The following is a 15,987-nucleotide window of genomic DNA, read 5'->3' on the forward strand; positions in this document are numbered from 1 at the left end:
GCAGCCAAAAAATTCATGGAGAAACATACAGAAAAGGGAGGTTTTTTAACAGTTACAACAAAAAAATAGCTGTTAACGGTTCAAATTAAGTGGAGAGTATTGCATTATTAGAAACGGTTTGATAAAATATCATTTGTTCTTTAAGTTTTTTAGGAATGTAAAAATCGAGTTTATATATGATTCTCGATGCTTCTTTTTAGGAGGTGAACGTAAATGCCAAATATTAAATCTGCTATCAAACGCGTAAAAACTAGCAATGCTCGTAACGCTCAAAACACTACAGTGAAATCAGCAATGCGTACTGCTGTTAAAAAAGCTGAGGCTGCTATTGCTTCTGAAGATAAAAATGCTGCGAACGAAAGCTTTGCAGTAGCTGCTAGCAACCTAGACAAGGCTGCTGCTAAAGGTCTTATCCATAAAAATGCTGCTGCTCGTAAAAAATCTCGTCTAGCTAAGAGAAACAACGCGATCAACGCATAATAAGCACAAGCACAAACAAAATTGGCTATCCATTCGGTAGCCTTTTTTATTGCCGCAAATTAAAAACGCTGCCATCAAGGCAGCGTTTTTTTAGGTTTATTTAGCCTGTCCCAATTTAAATAGAATCATCTCAATAATCATTGTTTTATTCGCAGCGCCCGTCTTCATCTGGTAGTCGGCTTCAGCAAACATGCTGATACACCTTGTTAGCTCTTCATCAGTAAAGCGGTTAGCTTGGCCTGCAGCGAGCTTGACACGAAATGGGTGAACTTTTAAAACAGACGCAATTTGCTGTTGTCCGTAACCCGTTTTCGATAGTGCTTTAACTTGATAAATAAGTCGGAATTGGTTTGTGATAATTGCTAGCATTTTTAACGGCTCTTCATTTTGTTTCAATAAATCATAATAAATTCTTAATGCCTCATCAATTCGTTTGTTAATGATTTTTTCCACAAGCGCAAAAATATTTTGTTCCAATGATTTAGAAGCGAGTTCTTCCACTATTTCCTTGGTAATCAATTTAGAATCCTGTACATACAGCGCCATCTTATCTACTTCACTTGTTAAAAGGAACAAATTTGTTCCAGCAATGCTGAGCAAAGCTTCAAGGGCATCATTGTCCAGTTCGACTTTATTGTAGGATGCTCTTTGTTTCATCCAGTTTTTTAATTCCTGTTCATTTAATTTCTTAGCTTCTAAAATTTCTGCGGTTTTTTTTAGTTCTTTCGTAATTTTCTTCCGCTCATCAAGCTTTTCATAACTGCCTGTAAAGACAACAATCGTATAAGGAGAGGGCTCCTTTAAATAAGCTTCAAGTCTCTTTACATCATGTTCCACTTTCGATTTTGTCTTTTCACTTGTTAGAAAAAACGGGTTCTGCAGAATAACAACCTTTCTGTCTCCAAAAAACGGAATTGTTTCCGCATCTTCTATTGCCAGTTCAATACTGACTTCCTCTAAGTCGTATACAGACAGGTTAAAATCTTCTTCATCAGGATTTAAAGCTGTTTGAACCAATAATGTTCTTGTTTCATTTATTAGAAATGATTCCGGCCCATACATTAAATAAACAGGCGCAAATTCTTGCCTTTTAATTTTTTTCCAAATTTCTTGCATCAAAATTCTTCTCTCCGATCATGTCCTTTTACTTGCAAGGACAGCCTGATATTACATATCAAGCATGTTTTTAGCATCTATATTATATCGTAAAGAAGCATTTCTATTTTGACAAGCGTTAAACTAAAAAGCGGACAACTGTTTTTACGAAAAGCTCCAGCCTTCTTTGAAAAACTGGGAAGATGCTTTTCAAAGAAGGCATTCGCTTTTATAACAGCTGCCCGCTTTCAATCTATAATGAACGCAGCATATTAAGGCCTAGGATACTTAACATGCTCCGGTACACTAAGGTTAGTTTTTACACTCACCTATAGCTTTATATATGAAACTCAAATCCAAAACAGGAAAATTTCCGCTTTTGCATGGTAATCGAAATGTAAGTATTGCCCTAGGGATATTCACTATTTATTGCAGCTAATTTCCTCTGTTTTGTTATATGTTATGGCTGTTGCAAAAAAAAGGTGCCTTTTTTTTGAGAAAATTTAAAAGAAATGGTTCCATTCACATCTGTTCTCCACACAGTTATCTTTTTTGCTTGTAAACGTTTAAGCACCCCCTTATCCGGATGGCCGTAACGGTTGTTTTTTCCTGCTGAGATAATGGCAATATCAGGATTCACTTCTTCCAGAAATGCTTCTGTAGTGGAGGTTTTGCTGCCATGATGGGCTACTTTAAGTACATCTGTTTCTAGATTGGATTGTGCGGCAAGGAGCATTTCCTCCCCATTTTCTTCTATATCCCCTGTAAACAGCCATGACAGCCCTCCAATTTGTGCAGAAATGACAATTGATCCATCGTTCTCACCGCTGCTGTTCACAGTATTCCTACCTGGTGCAATAATTTGAAAAACGGAATTTCCATTTGTCCAGCCATCTCCCTCTCCTACAAAAAAGACAGGAATATTTTTCTGCCTTGCCAGCTCCCATATTTCCTTTTCCTTATCATTTGGTTGGTTACTAGATTTAGGCATAAGAATCTGTTTAACTGGAATGCTCTTTATTAGCGCAACACTTCCGCCAATATGATCCATATCACCATGGGTAAGAACTAGCTTGTCAATTTTGGTAATTCCTTTGCTTTTTAAGTACGGAACTAGAGTATCTTCACCGACCTCATAACTATTCTCTCTTTCCTGCCACTCTTCTTTTTGATATTCCATTGTACCGCCTGTATCAATTATATATGTCCCCCTATTGAACGGCTCATTAATAAGAATACTATCTCCTTGTCCAACATTAATAAAAGTAACTTCACCATATTTACTCCAAAATTCTCCTGTGTATTGAAATAAGAGCAAGCAAAAGGGGATTAAAAATGCACGTTTTCTCAAATGGGGCAAAGCTTCATAAAGGCAGAAAAACACTGGTATGAAACAAAAATACAGTATCAATTCAAGATTGTTCGGTTTACCGAAAATAATCATAATATAGGGAATGTCTGCTGTTTTTGTTACAAGCCAGTCTGACAGCTGACATATTTTGTCTATGGGGTAAAGAAAAGCTATGGTGACTTTAGGTAAAAGGAACGATAGAAAAAATACAAGGATGAAGTATGGGAGCAGAATCGAAAAAAGGGGGATATATACAAGGTTTGCAAGGAGTGACAAAGCAGGAAGCTCATAAAAATAACTCAATAGAAAGGGCAGCACAGAAAGCTCGCAAAAATAAGCAGTAAGCAGATATATTTTCACCGGCTGCTTTTCGCCTTTAAGAATAGACGTACTCAGCAATAAAAACAAGCTGACGATAAAGGACAATTGGAAGCCGATATCAGTCACAATTTTCGGAAACAGAAAAAGATAACCGAGGAACGCGATACTCAGCAAATCGATCGAGGAGTAACTCGATAGCCGCCACCTCCTCTGGAGAAGCATTAGGCTGGCAGTAGAGACTGCTCGGATAACAGAAGGACTTAAACCAGTCAAAACCGTATAGGCAGGCAATATAAGCAATATTATCGTGATGCTTCTCTCTTTCGTCATACCAACTCTCAACAGGAAATAATAACCTAATCCAATCAAAAGCAGGACATGAGAACCTGAGATGGCCAGCAAATGTACAATCCCTAATTTTTGATAGGCGTTTTGAATATCACTTGCTATATAATCCCTGTCACCAAACAATAAAGCAATGGCAACTGGTGCCGTATTTTCGGAAAAAACGGCTTCAATCCAAGCGATTCCCTGCTCTCGTAATACTTTAATGGCAGACAGCAAATCGAAGCTAAGCTCTTTGCAGGAGGTGATATCCTTCACTTGTAATACCCAATGAATGGACTGCCTTTTTAAATAAAGCTGATAATCAAACATTCCTTCATTGGCAGCTGCTGCCGGCTGCGCTAATTGCCCTGATACCACACATGTATTTCCAAGGAAAGACTGTTCCGTAACATCTAGCTTCTCTTGAAAAGTGTTTAATTGGTAATGAAGCAGCAGCTTCTCATCAGACTGATTGTCTTTTGCAACGGCTGTCCACTTGTCACCATCGATTTTAGTTGTTTCCGTTATTGTCAGTGAAAAGTTTGTTTGGGTACTTTTTAAGGAGGAGAAATTATTTTTGACATCTAAATGGGCCCTGTAAAAAAAGATAGCACCTATAAAAACTAGTAATAATAATAAGGGGATTGTCCATTTCTTTACAATAAACAGGAAGAATATGAACACAATTAAAGCAAGAAGGAAGATAAGAGAGGAGAAATTCGCTAAAAGAACAGCCAGAAGTGCGGCTACGGCAAAATAGAGGATATTATTATAAAGAAAATTCATGATTATTTAGGGAGAAACTTCTTCTTTAAACAGAAGAAGTTTCTGTAGGTATGATGGAGAACAGTTCTTCTGCTTGCTTTTCTAATTCCTCGATTCCCTCGCTGTCTTCCCCGCTCTCTTTCAACTGATTCAGCAATTGCTTTACAAGCAGTTTCTTTTCCTTATGCTTCTCATCAAAAATAACCTGCTGTGCTTCTACCTTTTCAACATGCACATTTGCCTGTTGAAACAACTCTAGCGCATATGGATGGTTTTTATAGTCATGAGCATAATAAACAGTCTTTATGCCAGCCTGTACAATTGCCTTACAGCATTGCAGGCACGGAAAATGCGTAACATAAATATCTGCCATGGATGTCGCCACACCGAATTTAGCGCATTGTAATATCGCATTCATTTCTGCGTGAATGGTGCGAACACAATGATGATCAATGACATAACAGCCTTCATCAATACAGTGCACGCCTCCGGCAATGCTGCCATTATAGCCCCCGGCGATAATCCGCTTATCTCTTACAATCGTTGCACCTACAGCAAGCCTTGTGCATGTGCTTCTTAAGGCAAGCAATTCGCTCTGTGCCATAAAATATTCATTCCATGATAATCTATCCATTTAATACATTCACTCCTAGTAAAAGTTTAAAAAGTATCCTTATTAGTTTATATGCAAGAAACCATGGCGTCAATTTCACCTATCATACTAGTTCACTCTTATTAAATCCAATAACTTCTCCAACGTCTTTTCTCCAATGCCGCTTATTTCCTTTAATTCCTCCTTCTCCTTAAAGCCGCCATTTTGCTCTCTGTATTCAATAATGGCTGCAGCTTTTGCTTCTCCGATCCCAGGCAATGTCATTAACTCCATGGCTGACGTCTCATTGATGTTTATCAAGCCGCCTTGCTCGTTTCCCCCACCAGCTGGAGTGTGAAGCTGCTCTTCCCCTTCTGTCGGAACGTAAACGACCATTTCATCTTTCAATCGCTCTGCAAGATTTACAGCATCACTTTCTGCATTCTCCGCGAACCCGTTTGCCCTTGCAATAATATCCATCACCCGTTCCCCAAGTTGCGCTTCATACAGACCTGGGTTATTTACAGCACCCTTTACATCGACAAAAATTTCTGTCTCATCCCCCGATTTCTCCTTATCCTCCACATCTGATACAGGCAACTCCTTTGCTGCTATTCCTAAGTTTTCTGTCTTATTGGCTGAAGTGATAAAGTGAAATACTAGCAGTGCGATAATTGCTGCACTAAGCAGCAGAACAAGTTTATGTTCTGTAATCCATTTCATTTCATTAATCCTCCTTTACAGGTATATTCTATTTGCAACTGTCATATCGTTATATGAGAAACCGCTCATTATAGGGGGGAAATAAACCGTGAAAATAGGAATGATTGGAACAGGTAATATGGGGAAGATTCTTATTGAAGCATTGCTTGACAGTAAGGCTATTTCTCCTGAAGATATGCTGATTCAAAACCGGACACTCGCAAAAGCATTTCAGATCAAAGAGGCATATCCGGCTGTCACAGTTTTAAAAACTGCCAAAAAAATTGCGGAAAGTGCTGATCTTATTTTTTTATGCGTCAAACCGCATGACATCTTTAGTGTAGCAGCAGAAATTACTCCACATATTTCATCCGATAAATGTGTTGTTTCGATTACTAGTCCTATCAACACAGAGCAGCTTGAATATATGCTGCCATGCTCTGTTGCCCGGATTATTCCGAGCATCACCAACAGGGCGCAATGTGGTGTGGCGTTATTTTCATACGGAAGCAAGTGCACACAAGAATGGAAGCAAGGATTAAATACACTGTTTAGTCACTTTTCCACTCCAATTGAGATTGAGGAGAATATTACAAGAGTTGCATCCGATATCGTAAGCTGCGGACCTGCTTTCTTCAGCTACTTGACACAGCGTTTTATAGACGGAGCTGTCGAGGAAACAGATATCGATGCGGAAACTGCCACAAAGCTAGCAAGTGAAATGTTAATTGGACTCGGTCAGCTGTTAAATAAAGGCTATTACACCTTGCCGACACTGCAGGCGAAAGTAAGTGTAAAAGGCGGAGTTACGGGAGAAGGCATCAATGTGTTAGAGAGAGAACTCGGAGATACGTTTAACCAGTTGTTTCAAGCGACACAACATAAGTTCGAAGAGGATTTAAAGATGGTGAAAAATTCGTTATTGATCAATAAACACCGATAGTTTCTTAGTTTGTATTTTCGAGATATAAAAGGATTTTCCTGCTTTTTTTTGTTTTTTTCCAGCCATGGATTTATACTTCATGGCTTCTTCACACTATATGTACATAAGAAAACACACCTATTAACTTTTAGGTGTGTTTTCCGCTTACTTCCGGCAATAAAAGAAGATTCTTTCCGCATCTTCCCCTAATTCTCCATCATGGAAATCTGCTGTTACCTTCAAAATAGAAAAGCCGGCATTTATTAGCCAACTGCTATATTGCTCAACAGAATAAGTCCGCTGAAAATGCAGTTCATCATAACGATCATATTTTTGGGAAGCCTCGTCAAGCTGGAAAAAAGATAAATCATGTTCCACACTGTCAGGATACTCCCCTTCATAACACAACCAGATGAGACTGACATCTTCATCATTTAGTGCGTATGTTTGGTTTTTGAACAAATGGTTCATTTTATATAAAGAATGAACATCGAACAAAAATAACCCGCCTTCATCTAAATGCTCATACACCCCTTTAAAGGTGTTTACTACTTGTTCTTCTGTTTGCAAATAGTTCAATGAGTCGCAAAATATACCGATAATATCAAATAAAGGCAGGTCTTCAAGCTCAGACATATCCTGCTCCATAAAAAACACGGAAAGTCCTTGTTCTGCAGCTTTGTTTTGGGCAACACTGAGCATATCAGAAGAGAGATCTGCTCCTGTTACCGTAAAGCCCTTTTCCGCCAGCCTGACAGACAGCTCCCCTGTTCCGCACGCTAGGTCCAGAAGCTTGCTGCCTTCAATTTGGTATTCCTCTTTTGCAGCTATCAGAATCTCAACCCACTTATCGTATGGAACGTCATCCATCAACCTGTCATATAGATAAGCGAATTTCTGATAACTCATTGTCCGATCTCGCTTTGAATATTTTCAGCCGGCGCATCGCCCCATAATCTTTCCAAGTTATAATATGTTCTTTCATCACGGTGGAACACATGGACAACAATATCCCCAAGATCTACAAGAATCCATTTTGCTTCTTGGTATCCTTCTAGTCGTTTTACAGGAACACCGATTTCTTCACATTTATCTTTAATTTCGCTGGCAATTGCTTGTACCTGCTTATCGGAATTACCATGGCAAATCACGAAATAATCCGAAACAAGAGAGATACCTTTCATATTTAATGCCACTATATTTTCTGCTCTTTTATCATCTGCTGCTTTAACTGCAGTCAGAAGCAAATTGCGTTCATCCATTTATTCAACCTCCGTTTTCATTACAATACTATTATACATCTCGAATGTCGCAGGAAAAACCGGCTGTCTGCGGCTCATTAAAAATGCTATTGTGTTGGTTACTGATTTCAAAAAAGCCTCATCCAAGCTAATCATCGCTAATTCCCTTACTTCATCCACTCCTGGAAAAACTCTTCCCGGTTCGATATAATCAGCTAAGTAAATTATTTTTTCAAGCTTGTTCATTCCAGATCTTCCAGAAGTATGGTACTTAATCGCATTAAGCACTGCTTCATCTTTTATGCCCGCTTCCTTTTCCACTAAATAAGCTCCAACAGGTGCATGCCACAGCTCTGAATGGAAGGAAAGCAATCGATTATCCATATTCTGCTCTAAAATGATTTGTTTCATTTCTTCTTTAGGGCGAAATTTCGCATAGTCATGAAAAATAGCGGCTAATTCTGCCTTGGCCGTATCTTCATCATACCGGTTAGCCAGCTCAATCGCTGTTCCCATAACACCCATTGTGTGTACATAACGCTGTTCCGTCAATTGTTCCTTCACTATAAGAAGCGCTTGTTCACGATTCATATAATCTATTCTCCTTAATGTATCGTTCCACTTCATCCTTAACTAGAAACGATATTGTTTCTCCCTGTAAAAGGCGGCCTCTGATTAGTTTAGAGGAAATGTTGACATCCGGTACAGCTACATAAGTGACAGGATAATTTGTATCATTACTGTAATTCGGTCTGTTCACACTTATAAATCTAACCAGTTTAAGCAATTCTTCTATCATATACCATTTTGGCAAATATTCAACCATATCTGCTCCGATAATAAAATGAAAGTCAAAATCCGGATACATCTCTTTTAATATCGTCATCGTATCAAATGTATAGGACTTGCCTTCCCTGTCCATCTCGATCGTCTGGACATGGAAACCTTCCTTGTCTTGAATAGCCAGCTCAAGCATCTTAAGACGGTCTTCATTTGATACGCTCCCTGATTTCAGTTTATGCGGAGGATCATAATTTGGCATAAACCATATCTCATCTAAACTTTCATGATGCATGACTTCATTTGCAATGATAAGATGACCAATATGGGGAGGATCAAAAGTGCCTCCCAATATTCCAATCTTTTTTTTCAAGATTATCGCCTCTTCTAACCCATTATGATGGTAAGTTAATGGTTTTGTTCTCTTTTGATTCCTTGTAAAGAACAATTGTTGAACCGATCAGCTGAACAAGCTCAGCCCCAGTTCCTTCTGCAAGCTCACTTGCCACAACATTCTTATCTTCTTCACAGTTTTGAAGGACACTCACCTTAAGAAGCTCTCTTACCTCAAGCGCCTCTGCGATTTGTTTAATCATGTTTTCATTGACTCCGCCTTTTCCAACTTGAAAAATTGGATTCAAGTGATGTGCCATTGCACGTAGATATCTTTTTTGTTTTCCTTTTAGCATTTAATTGCCTCCTAGTTGTTTCCATACATTTTTTCTCATTCTGTCTGTGTCCGGCATAAGACCGATCCACTTCTCAAAGGCTAATGCTCCTTGATATACAAACATCTCAATTCCATTTTGAACAATTGCCCCGCGCCTACTGCCTTCTGTCAGAATCTTAGGCTCTAGAGGGTTATATATTATATCACTTATAAGAGCATTTTCTTTTATGTTTTCAACATTTAACGGGGTTTCATCAACATTTGGAGACATGCCGATAGAAGTTGTCTGGATAATTAAGTCGTATTCACCAAGCTGCCTTTCTGCTTCTTCCCGTTCAAGTATTGCTGTCTTAACCGGAAACGGACAAGAGCTTTTCAAGCTTTGCGCTTTTCCAACAGTCCGATTTGTGATATCAATCGTTTCTACTCCATAATGGGCCAGCGTAAAATAAATGGCTCTTGCTGCACCGCCAGCTCCTATCATCAATGTTTTTTTATCCTTAATGTCAGGCATGACCTTAAGAATACCAGTAAGATATCCAGATCCGTCTGTATTATAACCAATCCATCTCCCCTGCTCGTTCACAACCGTGTTAACAGCACCAATTGCTTTACAAAGTGGGTCGAGTTCATCCAAAAAAGGGAGGATATCCGTCTTATGGGGAACGGTCACGTTAAAACCTGAGACACCGTCTTTCTTAAGCAGTTCAAGCCCTTTTTCAAGCTTTCCCTTTTCTATATGAACCCTATCATATTGGGCATCGATTTGATAGTGCTGGAACAAGTCGTTATGCATAAATGGTGACATGGAATGTTTAATTGGATCACCAATAACCGCAAACCTCTTCATATCCACTCTCTCCCGTATTTTCTCTTCTCTTTATTTAAATAAGCGACTTTCTAATCATTGCATGTACACCTTGGGGAACATGCACGGAAACTTTAATGTTTGGTTCGTTGACAGTGATCCAGCCTAAGCCAGAAAATACGATATCTGTTTTTGCTTCCCTAATAGTGAAATCATGCTTCACAAGCTTAGGAAAATGGTCCATTTCGTCTCGCTTCGGCGGTGTCAGCATTTCACCGGCATGTTTTTCATAGAGAGCATCTGCATTTTCCGTCTTTGTGCGGTGTATGTCAAGCTCATTAGAGAAATAACAAACAAATGAATTCCGATCTCCGCTTGTGAAATCAAAGCGCGCCAAACCGCCAAAAAACAAAGTTTGTCCTTCATTAAGCTGAAATACTTTTGATTTTATTTCTTTTTTCGGTGTAATGACTTTTAAGTCCCGCTTATCGACAAAATGGGCCATTTGGTGATGGTTGATAATCCCAGGAGTATCAACCAGCGCCTTGCCGTCTGCTAAAGGAATCTCGATAATATCGAGAGTTGTCCCTGGAAAATGGGATGTTGTGATAACATTTTCTTCTCCTGACACCTCTTTCAGAACAGAGTTTATAAACGTAGATTTGCCGACATTCGTACAGCCCACCACGTAAACGTCTTTTCCTTCGCGATGAGATTCAATAGCTTCCAGTACCTCTTTAATACTTTGCCCTTTTTGTGCGCTTACTAAAAAGACATCCGCAGGTCTTAACCCCAGATCTTTTGCTTCTTTTTTCATCCAGTTGATCACTTTTTGCTTGTTAACAGACTTTGGAAGTAAATCAACCTTGTTCCCTATTAATAATACTTTATTCTTTCCTGTAAATCGATGAAGTCCTGGAAGCCAGCTTCCATTAAAATCAAAGATATCAACAATCTTTACAATCAGGCTGTCGCTTCTGCCAATTTCGTTTAAAATTTTCAAGAAATCATCATCTGTTAATGATACATCCTGAACTTCATTATAATGCTTTAAGCGGAAACAGCGCTGGCAAATAACCGTCTCTTTCTGCAAAGAAGAGGCAGGTGCATACCCAAGTTCTTCTTTATTTTCTGTTTGAATGGCAACTCCGCATCCAAAGCAATGTATTCTTTCAGTCACTTATTAATCCTCCCATGTCAATTTTCCTTTTCTCCGGAACCAATTCAATATTCTTCTTTCAATTTTTCTGTTTATCCTTGTCGCAAAACCATCTGTTTGGGCAACAGGCACAACGAGAATAGTATGAAAGCCGCTGCGGTTCCCGCCAAGAACATCTGTAAGAAGCTGATCTCCTATTACGACTGCTTCTTCTTTACTTAACTTCATTTCTAAAAGCGCTCTTCGAAAGGCTTTCCCCATCGGTTTTCTGGCCGCAAAGATAAAAGGAATGTTTAAAGGATCAGAAAAAGACTTTACTCTTCCTTCCTTATTATTTGATACGATTGTAACTTTTATATTGTTTTTCTTCATATCTTCGAACCACTCTATTATCTTTGGTGTCGCCAAAGGGCGGTCCCATTCAACAAGCGTGTTGTCAAGATCTGTAATAATTCCCTTTACTCCCTTTTCTTTCAGAAGTTCTGGTGTTATTTCGAATATATTTTTGACAAACTGATCAGGCAAAAAATTATTTAACAATGATTGACACCTCTTTTATCTACTAGTTGATCAGAAATTATTTGCATTTAAGGTTTTTCACGTTGTATGTATGTCACACTGATTATTTTCCATCCGAAAAACAATTTTAATGAAAGTAATATTATACCTTTTTCTACCCGTGAAAAGAAGTTTATGTCTGTTTTTTTTTATATTCTAAAAATATTTTTCGACAAAAATCGCAAAATTCCGCATTTGTGGATAACCTTATTCACATTATACCCTTTGTTATAATAAACATCTTTATACTTACAAACAACTTAACCACAGGTTATCCACCATAGATTGTGGATAAGAGAACAGTTGTTCTAAATGTTTATTTTTGTTAAAGTTAGGTTACTAGATAATATATTCACTAACCGTTTACAGAATTTACAAAATATGGATTGGAGGTGATTTCCTGACATGCGCAAACTGTCAGATGAATTGTTGATTGAGTCATATCATAAGGCTAGGGAATTGGATTTAAGCCCTGAATTTATACGTCTCATTGAAACAGAAATCCACCGACGTTCATTAAGCAATAAGATAAAAGTTTCCTCCTAACCCGCCTACCGCGGGTTTTTTTTATTCTGTGCATTTAGCTTTTTAATTCGCCGATAAGCTCTCCCATTTTAACTTGGAAAGGTGCTTTTATATCTTCCCGAAGTTGAAATGCATCTTTTTCAAACAACAGAATAACGGTTGATCCAAAAGAAAAATAAGCAATTTCCTCACCCATATCAACCATATTTTGCTGATGACTTAAAATAATAGAGTTGATGAACATTGCTCCTACCTTAACGACCGCAACATTATGGCTACTATTTGTTTTCACTTCCGAAATTGTTCGGTAGTTTTTAGAAAGAGGATTTTTTCCGTATTTTAAGCCATATTTATTAACAGGGTATGATTTTTCTCCTGCAGTCCATTGCTTAACTATTTCTCCGGCAACAGGACTGTGAATGCGATGATAATCACTTGGGCTCAAATAGAAGATCAAATAAGTACCGTCCTCATAATCTCCTATTGTGTCGTCTTTGTCCAGCATCTCTTCAATGGAGTATATCTTGCCTTTCACTGTAATTGTTTTGTCTTTTTTAATTTTGCCGATGTCTTCAATAACAGCATCAACAGGACTTATTACACCATTATGCTTGTTATGTATTGCCCTGACGCCAGATTTTAACTTTCTAACAAAAAATTCATGAAGATTCGAAAACGATTCAACACTTTCTTCCGCTTCCCCAAGGTTTATTTGGTATACTTTGGAAAAGGAAGGGATCACCTTGGTGCTGATTTTTGAATGAGCAAATTTTTTTATCAGCATAGAACTCCACCTGCTGTTAGTCAGTTCTATTAATAATCGGTAAAAAAACTGTTTCAACGAAGAATCCTCCAGTAAATTGTAAATTTTTCTTTACGAACAATCATATATTACATTAAAATTAAATATTATTATATAAAAAATAAAGTTTGTATGAAATAAATTTCATACGAGGAGTGAATGGGATGTTTCTACATGAAGTGATAGAACAAACCGCAAAAAAGCTAAAGGCACAGATTGCCAATTTCCTTACCCTGACAAATCTAGGTCTTGGCGGGTTTTCCATTATTTTCAGCTTAAAGGGCCAAATTCAGCTTAGTCTTTTATTAATATTTATCGCTGCATTAGCAGACAGGTTGGACGGAATGGCTGCACGCAAGTTCCAAATCGAATCAGAATTAGGAAAGCAGCTGGATTCTATGAGCGATATCATTTCTTTTGGAGTTGCTCCAGCATTGTTGATTTACCAGGCAGTATTGTTTGAATTTAATGCAGTCGGTTCTTTCTTTGCCGTCTTGTATATTTGCTGTGGCGCATTTCGTTTGGCGCGATTCAACATTACAGAAAACAACGGCTTTTTCACTGGTTTGCCGATTACAGCAGCTGGGTGCATCATCACCTTCTTCAGCCTGGGTATAAACTATGTTCCGCCTCAAATGTATTTGTTTCTTCTTCTGATTTTATCTGTTTTAATGATCGCTAATTTCAAATGGAGAAAAATATAAAAGGATGCCTGCAGGCATCCTTTTTCCATTTACCTAGTTAACTCCATAAATTCTTCCACATCTTCTATGCATACTTTTATGGCGCTTTCCCAAAAAGCATCATCTGTTAAATCCACATTTAAATGCTTTTTCGCAAGCTCCTCAACAGACATGCTTGCCGTGTCTTTCAATAGGGCGATATATTTCCTTTCATATCCTTTTCCTTCTTGAATGGCTTTGGCGTAAATGCCAAGAGAAAATAAATAGCCGAATGTATATGGGAAGTTATAAAAAGGAACTCCTGTGATATAAAAATGCAGCTTAGAGCCCCAGAAGGACGGATGATATTCTGCCAATGCATCTCCGAAAGCTTCTTTTTGCGCATCTGTCATAAGCTCATTTAGTCTTTCCTTGCTTACAAGCCCTTTGCGTCTTTCCTCATAAAATCTGGTCTCAAAGAGAAAGCGTGCATGTATATTCATTAACAAGGCAACAGACCGCTGAATTTTATCCTCTAACAGACTGATTTTCTCTTCTTTAGTCTTAGCGTTTTTCACAGCAGCATCTGCGACAATCATCTCAGCAAGCGTAGAAGCTGTTTCTGCCACATTCATCGCATAATTGCGGTTCAGTGTATGCATATCCCTCATTGCATATGTATGGAAGCCGTGCCCCAGCTCATGTGCTAATGTGGATACGTTAGACGGCGTCCCAGAGTATGTCATAAAAATTCTTGATTGCCCGCTTTCAGGAAAGTAAGTATGGAAGCCTCCTGGTCTTTTTCCGTGTCTGTCTTCTGCTTCAATCCATGCGTTCTCAAAAGCCTTCTTAGCAAAACCAGTCATTTCCTCCCCAAACTTCTCAAAGTGATTGAGAATGAATTCTGCACCCTCCTGATAACTCATCTTTGATTCAGTCTTGCCAATCGGAGCATCAACATCATACCAAGTCAGCTTATCTATGCCGAGCATCTGGGCTTTCCTATTTAGGAATTCAACGAAAGGCTTCTTATTATTGCTGATTACCCTCCACATTGCTTCAAGCGTTTTTTCTTCCATTCTGTTATATTCAAGAGGCTCTTTGAGCACATTATCCCAATTTCTCATTTCATATGTATTTAACCGGAATCCAGCAAGATGGTTTAATGTCTTCGCCAATACAGCACCTTTCTCATCCCAGGCCTTTTCCCATTCAGCAAAAACCTTCTTGCGCACTTTTCGATCTGGATTGGAGAATTTATTCGCTGCCTGCCCTACAGACAGAAACGTTACTTCACCATTTTCTTCAAATGGGATTTGTATACTGCCCACAACTGTATCATACATTTGTCCCCAGCCGTGATAGCCGTCAATACTAAGCTTATTGATTAGCATTTCTTCTTTTTCGGAGAGCTTCTGCCTGGCATTTGTTCTTCTTTCTGTAAGAACGAAAGACAGTTCTTTCAGCTCTTCATCTTTAAGCAGAATCGCCCATTGCTTTTCCTCATATTGCGATAATTTTCCGTCAAATATGGTTAAAACATTCTGAAACTTGGCACTAAGCTCCGTTACCTTCCCCCTTAGGGCATCTGCCTCTTTATCATTCATGTTTTGCGCCTGCAGACAGCTGACGAATGCGCCTGCTTGACGGATTTTTTTGACAGTTCCTTCAAACAGGAAAATAATATGCCGCACCGTCTCCCTTTCGGCTGCTCCATCCATTGGAACATATTTACCTACAGCCCTTGCAAATTCTTCTATATTACTTCCAGTTTCATCAAGATGTTGTACAAATGCTTGCGAACTGCTTCCTCCAGGAAAAAAAACATCCAAATCCCATACATCAGAAAACGTTTTGTTTGTCAAAGTTATGCGCCCCCTTTATTACTTCTTATATTATTATAGTTTTATTATTAAAAAATTTCTATCTATTATAATAGAAGAAAGCAAAAACGATACTAACCAAAATATGTTTTCAGCAAAAAAAATCATTTGCCTAAAGGATGGCAAATGATGAATAATCACGCTTAATAGAAACAGTTGCCAAATGCCCAAATTCCCCAAAACAAAATAATGATAATAAATAGAACAATCAATAATGCATACCATGCTCCGTATCCTTGCTGTGCACCATAGCCGTATCCAGCTTGAGGCGGGTAGCCACCAGCTAAAAACGGTGCCCCTGGCACGGATTGATATGGGTAGCCGAATGCTGTCATAATGAAACC

19 protein-coding genes are annotated in these 15,987 nt (G+C 38.5%); 4 read left to right on the forward strand and 15 right to left on the reverse strand.

The genetic code is table 11. From position 1 onward, the window contains the following. The first annotated feature begins 213 nt into the window (after positions 1–213). Entirely contained in the window at positions 214–480 is a 267-nt protein-coding gene (gene rpsT, locus MKX82_RS13840; RefSeq protein ID WP_233313098.1) for a 30S ribosomal protein S20, read from the forward strand. A gap of 96 nt (positions 481–576) precedes the next feature. On the opposite strand, the gene holA is transcribed toward rpsT, so the two are convergent. The 4 genes from holA to MKX82_RS13860 form a co-directional block, all read right to left on the reverse strand. Then, positions 577–1,596 (reverse strand): DNA polymerase III subunit delta, encoded by a 1,020-nt coding sequence (gene holA, locus MKX82_RS13845; RefSeq protein WP_282581438.1) that lies wholly within the window; start codon positions 1,594–1,596, stop codon positions 577–579. Between the two features lie 439 nt (positions 1,597–2,035). Further along, positions 2,036–4,360, reverse strand: a complete 2,325-nt coding sequence (locus tag MKX82_RS13850) for a DNA internalization-related competence protein ComEC/Rec2 (protein WP_341077862.1) — start codon at positions 4,358–4,360, stop codon at positions 2,036–2,038. A gap of 25 nt (positions 4,361–4,385) precedes the next feature. Then, positions 4,386–4,973, reverse strand: coding sequence for a ComE operon protein 2 (locus MKX82_RS13855; protein ID WP_233313095.1), 588 nt, complete (start codon positions 4,971–4,973; stop codon positions 4,386–4,388). Positions 4,974–5,060: 87 nt separating this feature from the next. Continuing rightward, positions 5,061–5,654 (reverse strand): helix-hairpin-helix domain-containing protein, encoded by a 594-nt coding sequence (locus tag MKX82_RS13860; protein WP_341077865.1) that lies wholly within the window; start codon positions 5,652–5,654, stop codon positions 5,061–5,063. A gap of 88 nt (positions 5,655–5,742) precedes the next feature. Between MKX82_RS13860 and comER the strand changes: the two genes are divergently transcribed. Further along, complete coding sequence (gene comER, locus MKX82_RS13865) at positions 5,743–6,576, forward strand: late competence protein ComER (RefSeq protein WP_233313093.1); 834 nt, start codon at positions 5,743–5,745, stop codon at positions 6,574–6,576. 144 nt (positions 6,577–6,720) lie between these two features. Here comER and MKX82_RS13870 read toward each other — a convergent pair whose 3' ends face one another. From MKX82_RS13870 to MKX82_RS13905, 8 genes are read right to left on the reverse strand one after another with little or no spacing between them, the layout of a single operon-like run. After that, positions 6,721–7,464 carry a class I SAM-dependent DNA methyltransferase gene (locus tag MKX82_RS13870; RefSeq protein WP_233313092.1) on the reverse strand — a complete coding sequence of 248 codons (744 nt, stop codon included), beginning with the start codon at positions 7,462–7,464 and terminating at the stop codon, positions 6,721–6,723. Continuing rightward, positions 7,461–7,817 carry a ribosome silencing factor gene (gene rsfS, locus MKX82_RS13875; RefSeq protein ID WP_233313091.1) on the reverse strand — a complete coding sequence of 119 codons (357 nt, stop codon included), beginning with the start codon at positions 7,815–7,817 and terminating at the stop codon, positions 7,461–7,463. The genes MKX82_RS13870 and rsfS overlap by 4 nt, the downstream gene beginning before the upstream one ends. After that, positions 7,818–8,387, reverse strand: coding sequence for a bis(5'-nucleosyl)-tetraphosphatase (symmetrical) YqeK (yqeK, locus tag MKX82_RS13880; protein ID WP_341077870.1), 570 nt, complete (start codon positions 8,385–8,387; stop codon positions 7,818–7,820). Continuing rightward, on the reverse strand, positions 8,377–8,949 hold the full coding sequence (locus tag MKX82_RS13885) for a nicotinate-nucleotide adenylyltransferase (RefSeq protein ID WP_341077873.1): 573 nt from the start codon (positions 8,947–8,949) through the stop codon (positions 8,377–8,379). The genes yqeK and MKX82_RS13885 overlap by 11 nt, the downstream gene beginning before the upstream one ends. A gap of 22 nt (positions 8,950–8,971) precedes the next feature. Beyond that, positions 8,972–9,265 carry a ribosome assembly RNA-binding protein YhbY gene (gene yhbY, locus MKX82_RS13890; protein ID WP_233313088.1) on the reverse strand — a complete coding sequence of 98 codons (294 nt, stop codon included), beginning with the start codon at positions 9,263–9,265 and terminating at the stop codon, positions 8,972–8,974. Further along, the gene (gene aroE, locus MKX82_RS13895) at positions 9,266–10,096 is read right to left on the reverse strand and encodes a shikimate dehydrogenase (RefSeq protein WP_341077876.1); all 831 of its coding nucleotides are present in this window, start codon (positions 10,094–10,096) and stop codon (positions 9,266–9,268) included. Positions 10,097–10,130: 34 nt separating this feature from the next. Then, the gene (yqeH, locus tag MKX82_RS13900) at positions 10,131–11,234 is read right to left on the reverse strand and encodes a ribosome biogenesis GTPase YqeH (protein WP_233313086.1); all 1,104 of its coding nucleotides are present in this window, start codon (positions 11,232–11,234) and stop codon (positions 10,131–10,133) included. Positions 11,235–11,237: 3 nt separating this feature from the next. Then, entirely contained in the window at positions 11,238–11,753 is a 516-nt protein-coding gene (locus tag MKX82_RS13905; protein WP_233313085.1) for a YqeG family HAD IIIA-type phosphatase, read from the reverse strand. Between the two features lie 423 nt (positions 11,754–12,176). Here MKX82_RS13905 and MKX82_RS13910 point away from each other — a divergent pair, with 423 nt between their 5' ends. Beyond that, positions 12,177–12,317, forward strand: coding sequence for a sporulation histidine kinase inhibitor Sda (locus MKX82_RS13910; RefSeq protein WP_233313084.1), 141 nt, complete (start codon positions 12,177–12,179; stop codon positions 12,315–12,317). 34 nt (positions 12,318–12,351) lie between these two features. Here MKX82_RS13910 and MKX82_RS13915 read toward each other — a convergent pair whose 3' ends face one another. Continuing rightward, entirely contained in the window at positions 12,352–13,137 is a 786-nt protein-coding gene (locus tag MKX82_RS13915; RefSeq protein WP_237941728.1) for a phosphatidylserine decarboxylase, read from the reverse strand. A 125-nt stretch (positions 13,138–13,262) separates the two neighbouring features. Between MKX82_RS13915 and pssA the strand changes: the two genes are divergently transcribed. Next, the gene (pssA, locus tag MKX82_RS13920; protein WP_233313083.1) at positions 13,263–13,802 is read left to right on the forward strand and encodes a CDP-diacylglycerol--serine O-phosphatidyltransferase; all 540 of its coding nucleotides are present in this window, start codon (positions 13,263–13,265) and stop codon (positions 13,800–13,802) included. Positions 13,803–13,831: 29 nt separating this feature from the next. Here the strand turns inward: pssA and MKX82_RS13925 are convergent, their stop codons facing one another. After that, entirely contained in the window at positions 13,832–15,625 is a 1,794-nt protein-coding gene (locus MKX82_RS13925) for a M3 family oligoendopeptidase (RefSeq protein ID WP_233313082.1), read from the reverse strand. 161 nt (positions 15,626–15,786) lie between these two features. Further along, positions 15,787–15,978, reverse strand: coding sequence for a sporulation protein YjcZ (locus MKX82_RS13930; RefSeq protein WP_233313081.1), 192 nt, complete (start codon positions 15,976–15,978; stop codon positions 15,787–15,789). Between the last annotated feature and the right edge of the window lie 9 nt (positions 15,979–15,987).

The sequence above is a fragment of the Niallia sp. FSL R7-0271 genome (genome assembly GCF_038005785.1).
GTDB lineage: Bacteria > Bacillota > Bacilli > Bacillales > Cytobacillaceae > Niallia.